Annotated in this window: 19 protein-coding genes, 1 pseudogene and 1 CRISPR repeat array (1 of these 21 only partly in view); all 20 genes and pseudogenes read right to left on the reverse strand. The window is 45.9% G+C overall.

Going from position 1 to position 20,097, the window contains the following annotated elements:
- Positions 1–555 precede the first annotated feature (555 nt).
- Positions 556–1,311 carry a tRNA threonylcarbamoyladenosine dehydratase gene (locus DXD11_RS11815; protein ID WP_118758466.1) on the reverse strand — a complete coding sequence of 252 codons (756 nt, stop codon included), beginning with the start codon at positions 1,309–1,311 and terminating at the stop codon, positions 556–558.
- Between the two features lie 94 nt (positions 1,312–1,405).
- Positions 1,406–1,840 carry an RrF2 family transcriptional regulator gene (locus DXD11_RS11820; protein WP_118758467.1) on the reverse strand — a complete coding sequence of 145 codons (435 nt, stop codon included), beginning with the start codon at positions 1,838–1,840 and terminating at the stop codon, positions 1,406–1,408.
- A 196-nt stretch (positions 1,841–2,036) separates the two neighbouring features.
- Entirely contained in the window at positions 2,037–2,984 is a 948-nt protein-coding gene (locus tag DXD11_RS11825) for an NAD(P)/FAD-dependent oxidoreductase (protein WP_118758468.1), read from the reverse strand.
- A gap of 418 nt (positions 2,985–3,402) precedes the next feature.
- Positions 3,403–4,680, reverse strand: coding sequence for a glutamate-1-semialdehyde 2,1-aminomutase (gene hemL, locus DXD11_RS11830; protein WP_118758469.1), 1,278 nt, complete (start codon positions 4,678–4,680; stop codon positions 3,403–3,405).
- 206 nt (positions 4,681–4,886) lie between these two features.
- The gene (hemB, locus tag DXD11_RS11835) at positions 4,887–5,858 is read right to left on the reverse strand and encodes a porphobilinogen synthase (protein ID WP_118758470.1); all 972 of its coding nucleotides are present in this window, start codon (positions 5,856–5,858) and stop codon (positions 4,887–4,889) included.
- Position 5,859: 1 nt separating this feature from the next.
- Entirely contained in the window at positions 5,860–7,452 is a 1,593-nt protein-coding gene (cobA, locus tag DXD11_RS11840; RefSeq protein WP_118758471.1) for a uroporphyrinogen-III C-methyltransferase, read from the reverse strand.
- Positions 7,453–7,770: 318 nt separating this feature from the next.
- A complete protein-coding gene (hemC, locus tag DXD11_RS11845; protein ID WP_118758472.1) occupies positions 7,771–8,823 on the reverse strand; it encodes a hydroxymethylbilane synthase in 1,053 nt (350 codons plus the stop codon).
- Positions 8,813–9,460, reverse strand: coding sequence for a precorrin-2 dehydrogenase/sirohydrochlorin ferrochelatase family protein (locus tag DXD11_RS11850; RefSeq protein WP_243105859.1), 648 nt, complete (start codon positions 9,458–9,460; stop codon positions 8,813–8,815). The genes hemC and DXD11_RS11850 overlap by 11 nt, the downstream gene beginning before the upstream one ends.
- Positions 9,461–9,586: 126 nt before the next feature.
- Entirely contained in the window at positions 9,587–10,882 is a 1,296-nt protein-coding gene (locus DXD11_RS11855) for a hypothetical protein (protein WP_118758473.1), read from the reverse strand.
- Positions 10,883–10,980: 98 nt separating this feature from the next.
- A complete protein-coding gene (locus DXD11_RS11860) occupies positions 10,981–11,397 on the reverse strand; it encodes a M67 family metallopeptidase (RefSeq protein ID WP_004851714.1) in 417 nt (138 codons plus the stop codon).
- 264 nt (positions 11,398–11,661) lie between these two features.
- On the reverse strand, positions 11,662–12,471 hold the full coding sequence (thiF, locus tag DXD11_RS11865) for a thiazole biosynthesis adenylyltransferase ThiF (RefSeq protein WP_055145456.1): 810 nt from the start codon (positions 12,469–12,471) through the stop codon (positions 11,662–11,664).
- The gene (gene thiS, locus DXD11_RS11870) at positions 12,471–12,680 is read right to left on the reverse strand and encodes a sulfur carrier protein ThiS (protein ID WP_015534732.1); all 210 of its coding nucleotides are present in this window, start codon (positions 12,678–12,680) and stop codon (positions 12,471–12,473) included. The genes thiF and thiS overlap by 1 nt, the downstream gene beginning before the upstream one ends.
- Positions 12,681–12,844: 164 nt before the next feature.
- Complete coding sequence (locus DXD11_RS11875) at positions 12,845–13,162, reverse strand: thioredoxin family protein (protein ID WP_118758474.1); 318 nt, start codon at positions 13,160–13,162, stop codon at positions 12,845–12,847.
- A 237-nt stretch (positions 13,163–13,399) separates the two neighbouring features.
- Positions 13,400–13,645 carry a sulfurtransferase TusA family protein gene (locus DXD11_RS11880; protein WP_015534730.1) on the reverse strand — a complete coding sequence of 82 codons (246 nt, stop codon included), beginning with the start codon at positions 13,643–13,645 and terminating at the stop codon, positions 13,400–13,402.
- Positions 13,638–14,498, reverse strand: a complete 861-nt coding sequence (locus tag DXD11_RS11885; RefSeq protein WP_004851725.1) for a 4Fe-4S binding protein — start codon at positions 14,496–14,498, stop codon at positions 13,638–13,640. Before DXD11_RS11885 ends, DXD11_RS11880 begins: the two co-directional genes overlap by 8 nt.
- Positions 14,499–14,525: 27 nt before the next feature.
- Positions 14,526–15,749 carry an O-acetylhomoserine aminocarboxypropyltransferase/cysteine synthase family protein gene (locus DXD11_RS11890; protein WP_117550367.1) on the reverse strand — a complete coding sequence of 408 codons (1,224 nt, stop codon included), beginning with the start codon at positions 15,747–15,749 and terminating at the stop codon, positions 14,526–14,528.
- Between the two features lie 648 nt (positions 15,750–16,397).
- On the reverse strand, positions 16,398–17,771 hold the full coding sequence (locus DXD11_RS11895) for an MATE family efflux transporter (protein WP_118758475.1): 1,374 nt from the start codon (positions 17,769–17,771) through the stop codon (positions 16,398–16,400).
- Between the two features lie 207 nt (positions 17,772–17,978).
- The gene (locus tag DXD11_RS11900) at positions 17,979–19,040 is read right to left on the reverse strand and encodes a PDDEXK nuclease domain-containing protein (protein ID WP_158579440.1); all 1,062 of its coding nucleotides are present in this window, start codon (positions 19,038–19,040) and stop codon (positions 17,979–17,981) included.
- A gap of 89 nt (positions 19,041–19,129) precedes the next feature.
- Positions 19,130–19,351: pseudogene (locus tag DXD11_RS14905) on the reverse strand (VirD4-like conjugal transfer protein, CD1115 family); the annotation flags it as partial.
- 101 nt (positions 19,352–19,452) lie between these two features.
- The gene (locus tag DXD11_RS14970) at positions 19,453–19,740 is read right to left on the reverse strand and encodes an immunoglobulin-like domain-containing protein (protein ID WP_118758476.1); all 288 of its coding nucleotides are present in this window, start codon (positions 19,738–19,740) and stop codon (positions 19,453–19,455) included.
- A CRISPR array of direct repeats spans positions 19,741–20,097; the repeat unit is 36 nt; unit sequence GTCATATTTCCCTTTTTATTCTTGGTATGTTATAAT; it runs 338 nt beyond the window's last position.

The following is a 20,097-nucleotide window of genomic DNA, read 5'->3' on the forward strand; positions in this document are numbered from 1 at the left end:
CTCAACCAGTCTTCTTTATATTATAATTTACACATACAAGTCCGGCATGTAAATAGGGATCTCATGTCTGACATTTTGGGGAAACAACAATTTCAGGAGGTACATTATGATTTTAACATCGGGGGGATTCTATCAGTATTTTTTTCAGACTATTACCTTATACGACTTACATTATTCCAATAGCATCATTCATCATAGCTGTGGTCATCGGTCTTTCCATACGGGGTAAGGCATGCCGTATCGAGCGGGACTATACCAGAACGTCCGCCAATATCACATCTGTCAGAAGAGTCAGTAAAAGAACCCATATCAACTATGAATACCGCGACCAATCCGGAGTATTGCACAATGGTTTTCTTTCCGTCCGCGGTCTAACAAATTACAACTCCATGTCGTCCATCGCAATATATTACAACCCGGAGAATCCATCTGCATCTTATACGGAAAAAACTATGAACAGCGACAAAAATGCACCATTCATCTATGGTGGTGCTGTTCTGCTTGGAACTTTGGTATTTTTATGGAGAAGGCGCTGATTTCTCAGCGTCTTCTTTTTTATACCCTGATGAGATCCTTTGCCACCTCACCGGCTATGATAAGCCCTGCGACTGATGGCACAAATGCCACGCTGCCCGGGATGTCTCTGCGCTCTGTACATTTGTGCTCTGCTCCTGGAGGACAGATGCAGTTGTTTCTGCAACTTATCGCCATATCTTCGATCGGCCTTGTCGGAATCTCTTCAGAGTATACGACCTTGAGTTTCCTGATGCCTCTCTTCTTCAGTTCTCTTCTCATGACCTTCGCAAGCGGGCACACCTTTGTCTTGTATATATCTGCAACCTTGAACTGGCTTCCGTCAAGCTTGTTTCCCGCACCCATGCTGCTGATGATCGGGATATTCTTCTCCTTGCACTTCATGACAAGAGCGATCTTGGCTGTCACGGTGTCCACCGCGTCGACTACGTAGTCGTAGCTGTCCCAAGGGAAGTCATCCGCATTTTCCGGAAGGAAGAAACATTTGTGTACCTCAACCTCCACATTTGGATTGATGTCAAGCATCCTGTCCCTCATAACATCGGTCTTATACTTTCCAACTGTGCTCCTTGTCGCTATGATCTGTCTGTTGAGATTTGTCAGACACACCTTGTCGTCATCTATCAGGTCAAATGCTCCGACACCGCTTCTGACCAGCGCCTCGCATACATAACCGCCAACTCCGCCTATTCCAAATACCGCTACCTTAGAGCCTGCCAGCTTGTCCATGGCTTCCTTGCCAAATAGCAGCTCCGTTCTCGAAAACTGTGTTAACATCTCTTATTCTCCTAATATGATATATATCCCACTACAACTATATACAAAATAAGTTTTTTTTCAACTGAAATCTTATTGCCCCTCCGTCCCTGATTTATATCGAGTACATGTATCCGATCCGGTCACTGTACTCCCGGGTGAGATCGGCGATGGTTTTGTTGTCAAGGACATTGTTGATGGCAGTCTCAAGGTCATCCCACACCTCTCCAATGACATCGTTCATGACCATATTGGTGTCGCCATCCTCATCAACTCTGTTATCGATTGGTGATATCCTGCCCTCTATCGCCCTTAGCACCATCCCAACCGTGATCTCCTCCGCCGGCATGTTCAGACGGTAACCACCTCTCGGACCTCTCACGCTCCTTAAATATCCTGCCTTTAGCAGAGAAGATGTAACCTGCTCAAGATATTTGTCAGACAATCCACATCTTCTGGCTACGGCTTTGACAGTAACCGTGCTGCCGCTGTTTATCGATATATCTACCATGAGTCTCAAAGCATATTGTCCCTTTGATGATATTAACATTTTTCCGCCTCCTGTTCATTGTTATATTTTACCTATAGAATTACTATGAATTAGTTTTATTTTTTTTGGCAAGGAGAAAAAGCAGTTATAATGTTCTTACCTTATCTCCGTGCCAATTATTTTCCGTTTAATTCACTTGATTTTTATGATTATGTTTCTATACTGCCTACCATATGTTGCTGATCAGATACTCAAGTTATACCTTCTTTTTTAATCCGTTCAGGTATTCCTCAACATAATGGATAACTGCTGCACCATCTCCAACTGCTGTCGCCACCTGGCGCACTGCCTTGGTCCTCACATCTCCCGCGGCAAATATTCCCGGTGTGCTGGTCTGTCCGGTCTCGCCCGCTGCAACATAACCAGCGTCATCAAGCTCCACAACGTCACCGAGGAAGTCTGTGATAGGGCTTGTTCCTATGGCAATAAATACACCGGCTACCGGAAGCGTGAAATTGCTGTCTGTCTGTCCGTCCACTGTTTTCGGTGTCTTAACAGCGACCTTTAGTTCCAGCTTGCCCGGCGTTCCGCCTATCTCCGTCACCTGCGCAAATGGGTGGAATTCTATATTCTCAGTCTCAAGCACCTGCGCTCCGAGTATTTTCTCGCCTCTGAACTCATCTCTTCTGTGGATCAGATGTACCTTGCTGCACATCTTTGACAGATACAGGGCATCCTCAAGAGCTATATTACCTCCGCCCACAACTGCGACTTCTTTGTTCCTAAAGAACGCTCCATCACATGTGGCACAGTAAGAAACTCCTGCCCCTGTGAATTCCTCCTCACCGGGAACGCCAAGCTTTCTGTGCTTTGCGCCTGTGGCTATCAGAACCGCCTTTGTCTCTATGCTGCTGCCATCCTCCAGGCTGACCTTCTTGTGATCGCCGTGATCCTCGATAGCTGTCACCTCTCTGTCATCAAACTCCACGCCAAATGTATCCGCATGTTCTCTGAACTTCATACCCATGTCAAAACCGCTTATGCCCGGCAGTCCAAGGTAGTTGTCAACCTGCTCTGTATTCACGATCTGCCCGCCGGAGAATGCCTCCTTCTCCAGTACCACCACGTCCATCATCGCCCTCTTGGCGTAGACTGCGGCGGACAGACCCGCAGGGCCGCTGCCCACAATAACCAAATCTCTCATATTTCCTCCTTGTCGAAGAAGGTCGCTGTCATGTTTATGTGATGCTCCAAGGCTACGCACGACTCTGTCACCTTGTCTTAGCTCCTGAATTGAACATCAGCCCATCAAAAGTCGCCTTCGGCGAGGGGCTGACGCTACATGTCAAGTTTTCACAGAAAACTTGACACATTATTTGCATTCGCTCCCGCCCCCCTATAAGGGCAAGGGGGCTCCCGCTCAGCAAGGAGCGACAAGCTTCCGTCGTCTATGTGCTACCCGCCTTTGGAGCATCACATAAACATGACAGCTTACTCTTCGATAACCGTTAGTTTTATTATGTTATTTCCAAACCACTCTTTTAATACTTATCTAATTATTTCTACAATATAGGAATATAAATTCCTTTTTAATGAGACATCTTCTGACCTACTAAGTCTCTCTAGTTCTCTTTGTATTTCTTTATCAGCTCACAGGTTTTGGATACGTCTTCCTTGCTGTGTGCGTAAGATACGAACATTGCCTCGAACTGTGATGGAGCAAGGTAGATTCCGTTGTCCAGCATGTATGAGAAATACTTTGCATACCTTGCGGTGTCGCTGGATGTTGATGTATCCATGTCTACTACTTCCTGATCTGTGAAGAATACGCTCATCAGTGAGCCTATCTGGTTGACATGGACTGTGTCGCCGAGTGTGTCTCTGACTGTGTCGGCTATCTGCCTTGTGCTCTTTTCTATCGCAGGATATATTGTATCCTTTTCCTTCTGGAGTATGCGGAGCGTTGTGAGTCCGGCTGTCATGGCTATCGGATTGCCCGACAGGGTTCCCGCCTGGTATACTCCGCCAAGTGGTGCCACCATGCTCATGACATCGCGGCGTCCGCCGTATGCTCCCACCGGCATTCCGCCTCCGACTATCTTGCCAAGTGTTGTGAGATCAGGCTTTACCCCGAAGTATTCCTGGGCACCGCCAAGGCTGAGTCTGAAACCTGTGATGACCTCATCAAATATAAGAAGTGCGCCGTACTCATTTGTTATGTCCCTGAGGAACTGAAGGAATCCATCATGCGGTGGGACAACTCCCATATTTGCGGCAACCGGCTCGACCACGATTGCGGCAATGTCTTTGCCCTCCGCCTCAAATAACTTCTTTACGCTGTCCTCGTTGTTATACTCTGCTATGAGTGTATGCTGTGTATACGACTTTGGAACTCCCAGGCTGTCCGGAACTGACTGTGTAAGTGCCGCCGAGCCTGCCTTGACCAGAAGTCCATCACTGTGTCCGTGATAGCAGCCGCGGAACTTTACAATCTTGTCTCTGCCTGTAAATCCTCTCGCCACTCTGAGCGCACTCATCACTGCCTCTGTTCCCGAGTTGACCATCCTGGTCAGCTCCATTGAAGGCATAAGCTCATTTACCAGCTCTGCGATCTCGAGCTCTTTCCTTGTCGGTGCGCCGAATGTAAGTCCGTCATCACAAGCCGCCTTCACCGCATCTATGACTCTGTCATCGGCATGCCCCAGAATTCCCGGTCCCCAGGAGCAGACATAATCCACATAGGAGTTGCCATCCTCGTCAAATATATGTGAACCTTTTGCTTTCTTCATAAATACAGGTGTCCGTCCCACCGAGCCAAATGCCCTGACCGGTGAATTGACGCCGCCCGGAATTACCTTCTGTGATTTCTCAAATAGATCCTGTGAATTTGTCATTGCCATTCTTCTTTCTATAATTTATCGTCCTGTGTGACTTTTTATGATTCCGACTCTTTGGAAACGCCCCTCTCTCCTCCGTCGAGCGGGGCAGATCGTCGGAATCATTCCCAAATATGACTCTGTCATATTGATTCCGACTCTTTGGAAACGCCCCTCTCTCCTCCGTCGAGCGGGGCAGATCGTCGGAATCATTCCCAAATATGACTCTGTCATATTGATTCCGACTCTAACCATTTTGCCACGTCTATGGCATGATAGGTTATGATGATTCCTGCTCCGGCGCGCTTCATGGCTGTCATGTTCTCCATGACGATCCTCTTCTCGTCTATCCAGCCATTTGCCGCAGCTGCCTTGACCATGGAGTACTCGCCGCTGACATTGTACACCGCTATCGGATAGTCCGTGTGGTTTCTCACATCCTTGACTACATCCAGATAAGCAAGTGCCGGCTTAACCATGATTATGTCTGCTCCCTCGGCGATATCCGCCTCGCACTCTCTCAGAGCCTCCCTGCCATTTGCGGGATCCATCTGGTATGTCCTTCTGTCTCCAAACTGTGGTGCAGAATGTGCCGCATCGCGAAATGGTGCATAGTAACCAGATGCAAATTTCGCACTGTAACCCATGATCAGTACATCCGTCAGCCCGTTGTCGTCAAGTGCCTTTCTGATGTATGCGGTGTGTCCATCCATCATATCCGACGGAGCCACCATGTCTGCGCCAGCCTTTGCAAGTGATACAGCCATCTTGCCCAGATATGGATGAGTCTCATCGTTGAGTATCTTGCCGTCATGGATAATTCCGCAGTGACCGTGTGATGTGTACTCGCACAGACAAATGTCCGCTATGACTATCATGTCCGGATACAGCTCTTTTATCCTCCTGACCGCCTTCTGCATGATTCCCTGGTCGTCGTACGCGCTGCTGCCCACCTCATCCTTGTGAGCCGGTATGCCGAACAGGAGAACCGCGCTGATTCCGGCGTCCGCCACTCTGCGAAGCTCCTCCTCAAATGTGTCGAGTGAATACTGGTATATTCCCGGCATGGAGTCTACCGGATTCTTGATCCCTGTGCCCTCCGCCACAAACATCGGATATACAAGATCCTCCTTGTTAACCCGGTTCTCTCTAACCATATTTCTGATGGCCTCGCTGCCACGAAGTCTTCTGAGTCTTATCATGTTACTGCCTCTTTTCTCTAAAATAATAATCACCGATGGCTGATATAAGGTGCTCGATATCACCAACCTCCGGAACTATATCCGCATGATAACCAGCCCTCTCCAAAGCCTTCTCGGTCACATTTCCAAGTGCCGCTATGCGGATATTCTTCATTATATCATGTATTTTAAAACTGCCGTCTGTATTGTCCGTATGATCCCCACATGAATCTATATCATTCAACATATTGGCCACACCGCAGTTTTTTTTCTCTGCATCAAGAACATCTAGAAATCCTCTGACTCCTGATGCGCTGACAAATGTTATCACATCCAGATCCTTCAGATACTGTATGCTCTCCATCCTGCGTCCAACCACATCATAAACCGGGATCTCCTCATATACCACACCGCCCTGATCAAGTATGTCAAGCATCGTCTCGCTGCCCTGGACTGCCCTCGGAAGGAGAAGTTTCTCTCCGTCATTCATCACATTTGCAAGTCCCATAGCAAGGGCGCTTGTGGTGTACTCGCCCGGCACATAATCCGCTATGTATCCCTCAGATTTAAGCGTATCTCTTGTTCCAGCACCGACCACCGCAAATTTCAGATGAGCCAGTTTTCTGACATCTATATTCCATTCTCTGAGCCATTTGAAAAACAAGGTTATGGTGTTCTGACTGGTAAATGCCAGCCAGCTGTAATCTTCTATATGTTCCAGAGCCACTCGCAGCCTGTTCTTCTCCTCTGTCTGCTCCACACTCATATCCACTATGCTGTAGGACTGGCCGCCAAGTGCATCTATTGCAACTCTCATCTTCTCGCGAAGCTTTGGCGTTCCAACAAGTCCAACGTGGACATTCTGAAGCGGTCCTCTGTTTGGTGCTGTAAAATCCAACGCTGCATTTTCACCCACAACTATGATCGCAGGAGATTCAAGCTTTGCCTCGTTCACCTTGTCCGCAATTGTCTGTATATCGCCGCGGACTATCCTCTGCCCTGGCATGGTTCCTTTGGAAATGACCGCGACCGGAGTATTCTCCTCCGCCCCAGTCTGAACAAGTCTCTCCATGATCTGTGGCAGTCTGTTCAGCCCCATCAGGAACACGCTTGTCCCTTCCTGATTTCTGATGTAGTCGTAATCATCTAAACCACCTTCATCAGATCTGTGTATGTCCGCCCGCTTGTGTCCTGTTATCACGTGAAAGCTTCTACTCGTTCCTCGGTGTGTCACTGGTATGCCACACACCTCCGGAACCGCCACTGCGGATGTTATTCCCGGTATCACCTGAAATGGGATCCCCGCTTCTAAAAGTGCGGTCACTTCCTCGCCGCCTCTTCCGAATACAAATGGATCGCCGCCTTTGAGGCGCACCACCATGTTGCCTTTGCGGCCTTCCTCAACAAGTATCTCGTTTATCTCAGGCTGCTTCTTGTAGTGGCTGCCCGCCTGCTTGCCGACGTATATCCTGCGGCAGTCCGGCTTCACCATCTCCAAAAGCTGATAGGTTCCGAGTCTGTCATATATGATTGTATCGCATTGTTTTATGAATTCCAGGCCCTTCACCGTGATGAGTCCCGGGTCGCCGGGGCCTGCGCCTATCAAATATACCATTTTGTTCTCCAATACGCTGGGTGTGCTGGATTTGTGCCTGCTGGGCTACGCACAGCTCAATCATCTTGTCTTGCTTCTATCTGCACTCGTTTCCGCCCCCGATAAGGACGTTTGGGGCTACAACTCGGCAAGAAGCGACAAGATTCCATCGCTTATGTGCTACCCGCCGTAGAGACACCCATCCAACTCACACGGCTTACACATCGAAAAAATTTACTTCTTTACTTTTCTTTTATCTTCAATACATACTACTTCAAAACAATCTACATTTTATGTTTTTATTTATCTTTTAAATATACTGTTGCAAAACAACTTACTCTACTTTATTAAATTCTCTACCAGCTGTTCCCATTCTGCGGTGTTTCCTTCTACCGTCTTTCTGTGTATCTGGATTTCTTCATCTTTCTCTTTGTCCGAAGCCGCTGCGCCTGCCTTCATCAGACTCAGCTTCATGTGGTCGCCATGAAGTTCTGAGTACACGCCTATCGGTTCGTGACAGCCGGCGTTCAGGCGACTTAAGACTGCGCGCTCGCATGTGAGCTGTGTGTATGCCTCGGTATCATTTATCGCCCTCACCATGTCGTATACCTCGCCAAAGGTTCGTGTCTCTATGGCTATGATTCCCTGACATGCTGCCGGAAGCATGGACTCTGTGCTGATGTATCTGAATGTAAGTTCGTCCTTGTGCACTTCAAAGCATTCTGTGCTGTCATTGCCTTTGTCTTCAATAACTCCCAGGCGCTCAAGCCCTGCCGCTGCAAGAATGATGGCATCGTATTCGCCATCTTCCAGCTTCTGTATGCGGGTGCCGACATTTCCTCTCAGATTCTTGCACACCGCATTTGGATACATGTCTCTTATCTGGTACTGCCGTCTCAGGCTGCTGGTTCCCACCACGAAACTCTCGTTTCTGTCAAATGACCTGCCGCTCTTATATATGAGAACGTCCTGCGGACATGCTCTCGGAAGTGTACCCGATATCGTAAGACCTTCCATGATCTCCATCGGCATATCCTTGGCACTGTGTACCGCTATATCTATGTCACCTTTAAGTATAGCTTCCTCGAACTCCTCGACAAATACCGCTTTGCCTCCGAATTCCAGAAGCGCTCTGCTGGTGTCCCGATCCCCCCGGGTACTCATTGTAACCATCTGAAAATCAATCTGGGAAAATCTCTCCTTGAGCGCCTTTATCACCAGTTCAGTCTGAGCAAGAGCAAGCATGCTGCCACGGGTTCCAACTTTTACTGTTTTTTTCTGTCCTCCGCTTTCGCAATCCAAACCGTCACTATTGAATCCATCTGCCATGTCATTCTCCGCAAATTTACGAATATTCGGTTTATTTTTACCATGTCCATTCTCAACTCTCATCTAACAGACTCCTAACCATTTGCTGAAATGCTTTCTTTCGCTCTTCCTCGCCGTCTATCTGTGCTTTGATCTGCTCCCGGAGCTCACCCATCCGCTCCGCTATGTCGCCATAACTCCTGCCTAAATGGCTCTCTATATTTCTCTTGATCGTTCCCGCAAGCACCGGACTCTGTCCTCCGGTGGAAACGCTTATCACGACCTCTTTATCCTTTATGATCGCCGGAAAGTAGAATCCACAATCCGATTTCACATCCACCACATTTACCAGTATGCGCTGCTTCCTGCAGAGCTCAGCCATGTCGTGGTTGACTTTCTCATCGTCCGTCGCCATTATGACGACAAATGCACCGTCAATATCCTGCGGTTGCACACGTCTTTTTACAAGTGTTAGGCATCCAGAATAATCTGCAAAATTCTCTACAGAACCACGATCATCGCTTGTCGCTGCACAGTATTTGTCTGGCGTATTCACCTGCTCCGCCAGTTCTAAAAGCTCCGGGCAGAACTCCGGTGACACCACTGTGACCACCGCGCCAAATTCCAGCATGCTGCACACCTTTCTGTATGCAACAGTTCCGCCTCCTGCGATCAGGCATCTCTCATTATTCAATTCTATCATAAATGGGAAATACGACATCACTACCTCTAATTTCTATTATTGAGTCTCTATTAAAAAGCACCCAAAGTTGTTCCAATTATCTGACATCTGACAAGAGCCTAGTCAGCCGATGATACTGCATAACCTCAGGCAAACAAGCAGTATTCAGTTATCACATCCAGCAATCACAATACTGTCCAGCATTTTCTCAAATGCCTCATACTCAAGCTGCCCTTTGAGTTTATATACCAGCTTTGCGCCATCTATAGTCTTAAGCTTCGCCATCACGTCTCCGTGCTCCCTGTTGAACCTCGAAAATGCTATGTTCTTCATGATCTCGTCAACCTGTGATATGAGCCACGGCTCCATCTCTGTGATTGTTTTTGCCCTGCTTTCATTGTTCTCTCTGGAGAGTGTTCTGATATAGTCTATGTCACGCAGCACACATCCGTCCACATCTGAGACCGCAGGATCAATGTCCTTTGGCATTGCCAAATCAAGGAGCAATCTCCGCTTCGGCTGCATTTTCACAGCCTCCGCCAGCTCATCCCTGACAAATGTATAATGTGGGCTTGCTGTCGCACTGATGATGACATCCGCCCAGGCTGCCAGCTCATATCTTCTGCTGTAGTCCTCTATCCTGATCTGCTGATGTCTGTCAAATATGCTATCTGCACTGTGGTGACTTCTGCTTGTGCCTGTTATCTCTATATCTGGCGCAAGATCTGCAATATCCTTGACAACTATGCTGCCTATCTTGCCTGTGGCTCCTACGACCAGGATATGCCCGGTATTTGCCTTTTCAGCATCCACACTCTCAGCTTGACTGCTGCTTACCACATCACTTCGAACATCTCTGCACGTATTTTCAATGCCGCCATTTCTTGTAAAATTCACTGCCTCCCGTGCTGACAAAGTTCCGACGGATACCGGAAGTCTCGTGGCATCACTCTCCGTTGCCACCGCCTTTGCCGCCGCAAGTGCTCCCTGAAATGCTATATTCAGCTCGCCGTCACAGGCTCCAAGCTTCTTTGCCACAAGATATGCGCTCTTCACCTGATGTATGATCTCCACCTCGCCGAGCACCATGGAATCCATACCACACGCCACTCTGCACAGATGTAACATACACTGGAATCCCTCATAATTCATGCTATATCTTCTTATGAGGCTGACAGGGACATCCCTATCATTAGCCAGAAGCATTTCTACCTGTTCAAGCAGGCCACCTCGCCCACCGGAAGCTTCACCGCTGCTCATTTTTCCTGTTATAAAAGGCCCACATGGCTCACATTTATCCGTAAAGTATATTTCCATCCTATTGCAGGTCGACAACACGACACATCCACCCACCGCAGCCTTTAGCTGCTCGGTGAACTGTCTCTGTCCTTTTGTCGAAAATGCAAAGCTCTCCCTGACATCGGCCGGTGTATTCTTATGATTTATACTTATGCAAAACATATCTTCAGTAACTCCAAATGAAAATTTATGACAAGCCCACGTAAAGAACAAGGGCGGGTATCAAAGCCCGCCCTGTTCTTTCAAATGCCTGCTATCTATCATGATTCTATAACAAGCTCCTCTATCGTCACATTCTTTTCCTCATCTATGTTGAAGGCCTTGAGTACCGGATTGTCTATCTCCATGAGGGAGAGAATCAGATAATTCACCTTGGAATCATATGCAAGTCTCTTATCCTCCTCCGAAGGTCTGGATGGAGACTCTGGATGGGAATGAAAGTTGCCAAGAAGCTCGTATCCATTTGCACGCATATCCTTAACTGCCGCAAGCTGCTCTCTCGGGTCCATGGAAAAATGCTCGTTGCTGGCGTCAATATTTGTCAGGAGATACACCTTCCTGATGTACTTCTTGTCTCCCTCTCTGACACCGCCGATCAGACCACAGGACTCATTTGGAAGGCCTTCCTTGCAGTGTGCAAGTATCTTCTCGTAATCAGACTTTGTCATGTACAACATCTTACTTCATATCCTCCTTATTATCAACTGTAACAGGATCTGTGCTTGAGGATACATTGTTTGTTGTATGCCCGCCCCCGACTGACAATACCATATCCGGGGTCGCTCTCGCTTAACTTGGTCTGCAGCGGTACTAAGGTGCTGCTTAAAGCACCACCTAAGTACCGGCGACCGCGTATTCCCCTGATATGGTATATGTCATCAGGGGCGGCATAATAACAACCGTACAGGCATTCCTCAAACACAGATACCTGCCTTGATCTTCTACTTACCGTCACACTCTATCTGCTCGTAGTCGATGAGCTTGGTGATGGTTGGATTCGGTCCACATACAGCACATCCACAGCCCTTCTTGTGAGGGAGCTTTACTGTGTGGAATTCCATCTTAAGTGCGTCAAATGTAAGGAGTCTTCCTGTCAGAAGATCGCCAACTCCAATGAGATACTTGATTGCCTCCATAGCCTGAAGACTTCCGATGACACCGCCCATTGCTCCGATGACTCCGGCCTGCTTACATGTAGGAACCGCATCCTTTGGAGGTGGATCCTTGAATACACATCTGTAACATGGTCCCTCATCTGGAACATATGTCATAAGCTGACCCTTGAATCTGATGATTCCTGCATGTGAAAATGGCTTCTTAGCCATAACACAGGCATCGTTGATAAGGAATTTCGCAGGGAAGTTGTCTGTTCCATCGATGATGAAATCATAGTCCTTGATGAGATCCATGATGTTCTCTGATGTCACGAACTCTCTGTATGTGATCACATTTACATCAGGGTTCATGGCGTTCATGGTCTCCTTTGCGGATTTGACCTTTGCCTTGCCCACATCTGCTGTTCCGTGAATGATCTGCCTCTGAAGATTTGACAGATCTACCTCATCGGCATCAACGATACCGATTGTACCTACTCCGGCTGCTGCCAGGTACATAGCGGCTGGCGCTCCCAGTCCACCTGCACCGATGATCAGCACCTTGCCATTTAACAATTTCTTCTGTCCCTTCACGCCAACTTCCTGAAGGATGATGTGACGTGAGTAACGTTCCATCTGTTCGTTTGTGAATGCCATTAGAAGCTGCCACCTCCCATGAAGTAGAGGAACTCTACTGTATCGCCGTCCTTGAGCTCTGTTGTTGCAAATGCATCTGAGTCAACAAACTCATCATTGACTGTTACTGTGACATAGTCCGGATTCTCAACGTTCTCTGATACGATGATCTGAGCTATTGTTGTCTTCTCTGCTATCTCTTTCTTCTTTCCTGCTATTGTGACTGTCATTTTTCTTTCCTCCTGACGATTCATTTGCCTGTCCGACGTTGCCAGACTGACATAAAATGTGATTATATACTTTATAATTTTAATTATATAGTTTCATTCTTCTGTACACCGGAAGTAATTGACTACAGTCAAATACTCCATTGTGTCACTTTATCAACGAATTTCTACAATATTTTGCCAACTTCCTCCTCCAGCGCATTTCTCTTCACAAGACCGCGGATGCGGGAAACCTCCTCACCACCCTTGAAGAAGAGTATAGTTGGTGATGCCATGACTGCGTACTTCTCAGCAAGCTCTGCGTCGAAGTTTACATTTACCTTGTATACATTTACCTTGTCCTCGTAGTCATCCTCGATGCCGCCAAGGATAGGTGAAAGCTGCTTGCATGGTATGCAGCTGTCCGAATAGAATTCCACGATGGCCGGGATCTCCGACTGAAGAACCTTCACATCGAAATCCTCTGCACTAACTCTTACTGCCATTCATTTTCTCCTTTCCTGCCGGATGTTTTCACTGCTTGAGTTATATATTTATCACATGTTCTGCTTAACATTACCATATCATGGGAATACGAAGTCGCCGGTACTCAGCGAGCTTGCGAGCGATAGTACCGCTGCAGACTGAGTTAAGTGGAAACGACCCATGATAGGTATGTTAAGACAGAACATGTAAGCATAGTATGAATTATTGCAGTGAAACATCCGGCTTACCTTATCTGATCAATCCTCCAGTTTTTTAACTATAAGATCATAAGTACCGTTCTCGTTGTCGATGAGCTTCAGGATCTGCTGTCCTTCCTCCTTGAAGCTTCTTGGTACGTTCTGTACAGGCTCGCCGTCGTTCATGGTAACCGCAAGCACCTGTCCTATCTCAAGCTCCTCCATGGCTACCTTCGCCTTGACAAATGTCATCGGGCACACCACATCAGTTATATCTACTCTGTCATTGATTTCATAATCAGCCATTGTAAGCCTCCTTTAATACTTCTTTGAATTTGTCTAAGCCCACACGCTCCAGGGTGAACTGGAAACGCTCGCTTGGCTTTGCATTGTCTGCAAAGAACTGTATTGCCGCATCTGTAATACGGAAAAGCTGTTCCTCAGATGTAACAACCGGAAGTAACTCCTCGCCGCGGTGGATCGTGTTACCAAATAATCCTCCGAATGAGACAAGGTATCCTGTCTCGCCCTTCCATGCATCTGTTGGACATGCCTTTGCGCATCGACCGCAATAGTTACATTTGTCTGTATCGAGGATGATCTTGCCGTCCGCCATGGTGATCGCGCCCTCACGGCACGCCTTGACGCACACGCCACACATGATGCATGATGGCTCATCCCACTCTACTACCATTGCGCCCTTGATTCCCACGTCGTTCTCCTCTGCCTTCAGACAGTTGTTCTGGCATCCTGTGACACCGAACTTGAACTTGTGAGGAAGCTCCCTTGCGTAATATCTGGCATCGAGTTTCTTTGCTATGTCATAAGTATCTATATTGCCGCTCGGACAGATCTGATTTCCCTGGCACGCTGTGACTGTTCTTACTCTTGGGCCACACACACCCGGCTTACAGCCTCCCTTTGCCAGTTCCTCCTTCACCTCTTCCACATCGTCAAGCTTGACAAATGGGATCTCAACACTCTGTCTCGATGTGAGATGTACATGTCCATCTCCGTATTTCTCGGCAACCTCTGCTATCTTCTTGAGATTCTCTGCGGTAAGATTTCCTCCCACCACCTGAAGTCTCAGAGAAAAGTTATTCTTCTGCTTCTGTCTCATGAATCCGCCCTTTTTCAGAGCCGCGTAATCTACTGCCATATGTAGTTCCTCCAAATCATTTGTGTATTAGTCGGCAAGGGCTTTCTGGAAATCTTCTATCAGATCCTCCACGTCCTCGATTCCGACACTAATACGAATCATATCATCATATACGTTGGCGTCAAGCTTCTCCTGCTCTGTGCTGTGCGCATTCAGTGTTGATTCAGGATGCACGATGAGCGTCTTTGTGTCTCCTATGTTCGACACTATCTGCGGTATTGTGAGCTTGTTCATCACCGCAAATGCCTTCTCCTTGCTGCCGACTCTGATGGTGATTATGGCACCATAACCACCGTGGAGCTGTTCATTTGCGATGTCATACCAAGGACTGGATTCAAGTCCCGGATAGTTGACCTTTACACCCTCCTGACTTTCCAGGAACTGAGCAAGGGCAAGTGCATTGTGTGAGCATCGCTCCATTCGAAGCCCCAATGTCTCCATGCCCAGCATATTGTAAAATGCCGTCTGCGGAGCTATGCAGGCTCCTGTATTTCTAAAAAGTCCGTTTCTGAGCTTTGCTATATAGGCGAACTTTCCGAACATCTTGTACTGCTGCAGAAGCGGATAACGCTCTGCGTCCCATTTGAAATTGCCGCTGTCGGTGATGACTCCGCTTATGGCATCGCTGTTGCCATTGATGTACTTGGATGTGGAATTGATGACTATATCCGCTCCAAGTGTCAGTGGTGTGACCAGATATGCAGTTGCCACTGTATTGTCTATTAGGAGCGGAAGCCTGTGTGAATGTGCCAGCTCCGAAAGCGCCTTTATATCCACCACATCAAGCTTCGGATTGCCGATCGTCTCAGCAAATATCACTCTGGTGTTCTCATTTATCGCTGCCTCAACCGCTTCCTTATCCGATATCTCCACAAATGTCGTCTTGATTCCAAATGCCTCCAGATCGTGAAACAGATCTATCGTTCCCCCGTAGAGTCCTGTGCTGGAGACTATCTCTCCGCCAGCTCCTACTATATTTAAGAGTGCATTTGTGAGTGCCGCCATTCCAGAAGAACACGCTACCGAACCCACTCCCTTTTCAAGATTCGTCATCCGCTCCTCAAATGCAACTATCGTCGGGTTATTGATCCTCGTATAAGAATACCCCGTCGCCTTGTTGTGGAAAAGCTTCTCATGCTGCTCCGCCGAAGGCTGATAGAATGCACTTGATTGATAGATCGGTGTAAGTGTGGCGCCTGTATTCTCATCACCAAGCTTTGCGCTGTGTAATAATGCTGTGTTAAATCTCATGATCTTCTATGCCTCACTAAAATAAATATTGTCACCAGACAAATCGGGTGACTCTCCCGTTATTCCTATAATTCCTACGAACATGATAGGATTATATCCCTTATACCCTACTATGTCAATAGGAATTATAAAATAAGCCATGCACATAATCGAAAAAAATGATCTGATGGGAGTTTACTCACATTCAGATCATCTTTTGAGGTTATGTATATGGCGCATGCCATTCCACGAGCTGCGTTAGCAGCGAGGGGGGCATTGCTTATTTTGTAGTGGTAGTCATCGGGAGCTTGCTCACAATCAACTGGTGTTTTTTTGTTATCTATACGGCGCATGCCATCCTCAGGGCCGCGTTAGTGGCAAGGGGAGGGCATTGCTTATTTTATAATTCCGTACGGTATACACGGCACATGCCATTCTCTGGTAATGCCCCCTCGCCTTCGCCAGACGGCAGGTCGTCGGGGCTGATTAAATATGAACTTCGTTCATGCAGCCCCTCCTCACGAGCCACGTCAGTGGCGAGGGGAAGCATGGCTTATTTTAATTCGGATGGGCCTATTCTTATACGACATTTCTATCTTCTTAAACAACAGCAAATAAAAACGTATGGATCAGCCCCATTTCTCTGGCAGCTTCCCCATACGTTTTCACTCATTTCTTATTTGCAATTTTCTTATACAGCATCTTCCTCACATAGAAATAACATACTATCTGCATAGCGAGGGTTATGATCCAGGATGCCGGATATGAGATGAACAGAACCGCCAGAGATCTGTGTCTCGGAAAAATCCAGTATATCCACACGATTCTGGTTCCCACCGTTCCTATGATCGAGAGGAGCATCGGAACTCCGGAATGTCCCATCCCTCGAAGCGCGCCAGGAAACAGATCCATAAATCCACACAGGAAATATGTGACTGTCGTATATAGCAGAATTTCCATTCCGCACTTTATAACCGCTTCGCTGCTCGTATATATGTGCAGCAACTGTGGACCAAAGAAATACGCTCCATTGCCCAGAACCATCATTGCCGCAAATGACAATATCAGGCAGTCGATCAGTACTCTCTCCATACGTTTCCATTTTCCGACACCGTAGTTCTGGCTCGTAAAACTCATGCACGCCTGCGTTACAGCATTCACCGTCACATACAGAAAGCCAAATATATTATTTGCCGACGTGTAGCCCGCCATGGCAACCGAGCCAAACGAGTTGACTGACGACTGCAGCAGTACATTTGAAAAGTTGATGACTGTGCTCTGAATTCCCGCCGGAACTCCGACCGAAAAGATCTGCTTTACATATGCCCCCTTGATGGTAAGCTTTGAAAATCTAAGCTGATAGCTTGTCTCCGACATATACAGACAGCGGAGCACAAGCACGCAGGATATCAGCTGTGAGATAACAGTTCCGATTGCCACACCGGCAACTCCAAGCTTGAAAATAATCACAAAGCATAGGTTTAGACCTGTATTTGCAATTCCTGAAATAACCAGGAAAAGGAGCGGTCTCTTTGTATCTCCCACCGCTCTTAGTATGGCCGCGCCGTAATTGTACAGCATAAAAAACGGCATTCCCAGAAAGTAAATCCGCATGTATACAGACGAAAGATCAATTACATCATCCGGTGTATCCATAAGCGCTAACGCCGGTTTTGCACATATCAGTCCGACAAAGGCCATAATAATACCGCTGATCAGCGCTAACGTGATCGCGGTATGTACTGTTTCTGACATTTCTTTATCTTTTCCCGCAGCGTAAAATCTTGCCGCAAGCACGTTTGCCCCAAGGGATATCCCTATGAACAAATTGGTAAATACATTTATAAGTGCTGTGGTTGAACCGACCGCCGCCAGAGCCTGACTTCCACTGAATCTTCCGACAACGATGATATCTACTGCATTGAACATAAGCTGTAAAATTCCCGACAGCATAAGCGGCAACGAAAACGAGATCAGCTTATCCATGATCGTCCCGTTGCACATATCAATTTCATATTTATTTTGTTTTATTGTAGAACTCATAATTTTCCTCAGACTCTTTCGACATAATATCATTTTCTTTATGTACATAAGGTTATACACTTTGCCTGATTATGTCAACTTTTATGTCTATGTCGTTTATTTACACATAAAAAAGACAGGACTTTCCCCGATGCGTTGTGCCTTAACCACCTCCTTTTATGGCATGAAAAAAGCACCTTAACCTGTTATTGGCTAAAGTGCTCGTCGTTACATTCCCATTTCTTCTATCTCTTTTAGCATAAATTCTTCTAATTTCTTCTTATCAGGCAAATGCAGCATATAAGTTGATACAAATAATTGATTATCCATACCCGATAATGCATATTCTACCATCTGTGAGCCTTTATCTGTACAAAGTAGTATTCCTACTGGTGGATTATCTCCTTCTGTCATCTCATTTTTCTTATAATATCCTACATAAGCATTAAGCTGTCCCAAATCTTCATGTTTGAACTCATCATTCTTAAGTTCAATAATAACATTGCAATGTAAAAGCCGATTATAAAAAACAAGATCAATAAAATAATATTTATCATCTATTATAATTCGCTTTTGTCTTGCCTCAAAACAGAATCCCTCTCCAAGTTCTAACATAAACTCCTGCAAATGATCCATAAGAGCTTGTTCTAAATCAGATTCTGACACAGCATCCCTTGCATCAAGTCCCAAAAATTCAAATGTAAATGGGTCTTTTATTGATAGCATTGTTCCATTTGCACTATCAGCAGATTTTTTCAATAAAAGCTCTGGTTTTTTACTTATGCCAGCTCTTACATAAAGGTTAGTTTTTATCTGTCTGCGGAGTTCTCTTACATTCCAGTTACATTTCATACACTCTGTTTCGTAAAAAAATCGTTCAAACGCATCGTTTAAAACCATAATTTCTCGAATATGTGAAAAAGACAAGTTATTAACTAAAACATCTGGATCTGTGACAAATTCGTTCGACACTGTCGAACTTTTTCCAAAATCCGGTAATTTAAATTCGCTCGACACTGTCGAACCAATTTGAGGATATACTTTATAAAATTGTCTACAAGCCTTAAAAAGCGTATAATTCATTCCTTTTTGATCAATCTGTTTTTCCAAATTTTTCAAAAGATGAGAACCATATTCTGCTCTGTCACTGCCATCTTGTTCATATTCAACTATATAGTAACCAATCGCCCAATTACGCAATGTCATGAGCTGATTTACAGCACTTTTTGCTGCTGAACTTGCTTTATCATTTATTTGCTTAATACTATCTGCAAGCAGCTCAAATTCCATTGCATTACCTCCAATACATTGTCCTAAGACTATTATAAATTCGCATAGACACAGTATACCACAGCTCCTGTATCTATGCGATTTCTTTTTTATTGTTTTTGCCGATAAGAACTCATCTTCTCCACAGTAACCTCCAGATAGAAATAAGTCAGAATTGTTGCTTGGGGAACTCCTGCAGCAAGTGCTTTCTTCACTTCCTCTTTCTGCTCCGGTGTATATGACCAGTGCAGCATTCGATTTGTAATAGTATCTTCCCACTTAGGCTTTTCCCTTTCAGAATTCCTTACAGGCCTACCACCGACATTTCCACTAGAAGCACTGGCATTTGCTGTACTATCTGTTTTCTGGAGTCCTAGTAGGTGCCTGGACCCATGAACAGTGCCTGTATTTAGGCAACTACCCTCATAAGTTGTTATTGATTTGTTTTTCGTTTTTTACGATACAGACTGTATAACAGAAGGATACTTGAACCAATCAACATGACTTCCCACAATAGAAGATTATTTCTATCGCCTGTTTCTACACTGCCTTTATCATTACTTGGCTTATTGGTATTCGGTTTATCTGTATCTGGATTAACCGGTACAGCCTTAACAGTTACTTTAACCGTCTTTGTAGCAGTAGCACCCTGACTATCTGTTACCTGATATGTCACTTCATAAGTTCCGGCTTTCTTTGTATCTATTGCATTGTGAATGATGTCATATTTCTCTTTTTATTCTTGGTATGTTATAATGCAAGAAGCAGTTATTAAACAGGGTGGTGAGTCATATTTCCCTTTTTATTCTTGGTATGTTATAATGAAAATGTATCGAACAATGTACCACTTATAGTCATATTTCCCTTTTTATTCTTGGTATGTTATAATTATTCTCATAAGATGGCAAAACGACCTCAGTCATATTTCCCTTTTTATTCTTGGTATGTTATAATAATCACTTGGCATACATGTACATGTCAAAGTCATATTTCCCTTTTTATTCTTGGTATGTTATAATGTTATTATTTCATGGAATGCTACATTGTGGAAGTCATATTTCCCTTTTTATTCTTGGTA

Origin of the sequence: Coprococcus sp. TF11-13 (genome assembly GCF_003481085.1) — a bacterium.
In the GTDB taxonomy this organism is placed as follows: Bacteria; Bacillota; Clostridia; order Lachnospirales; family Lachnospiraceae; genus Coprococcus; species Coprococcus aceti.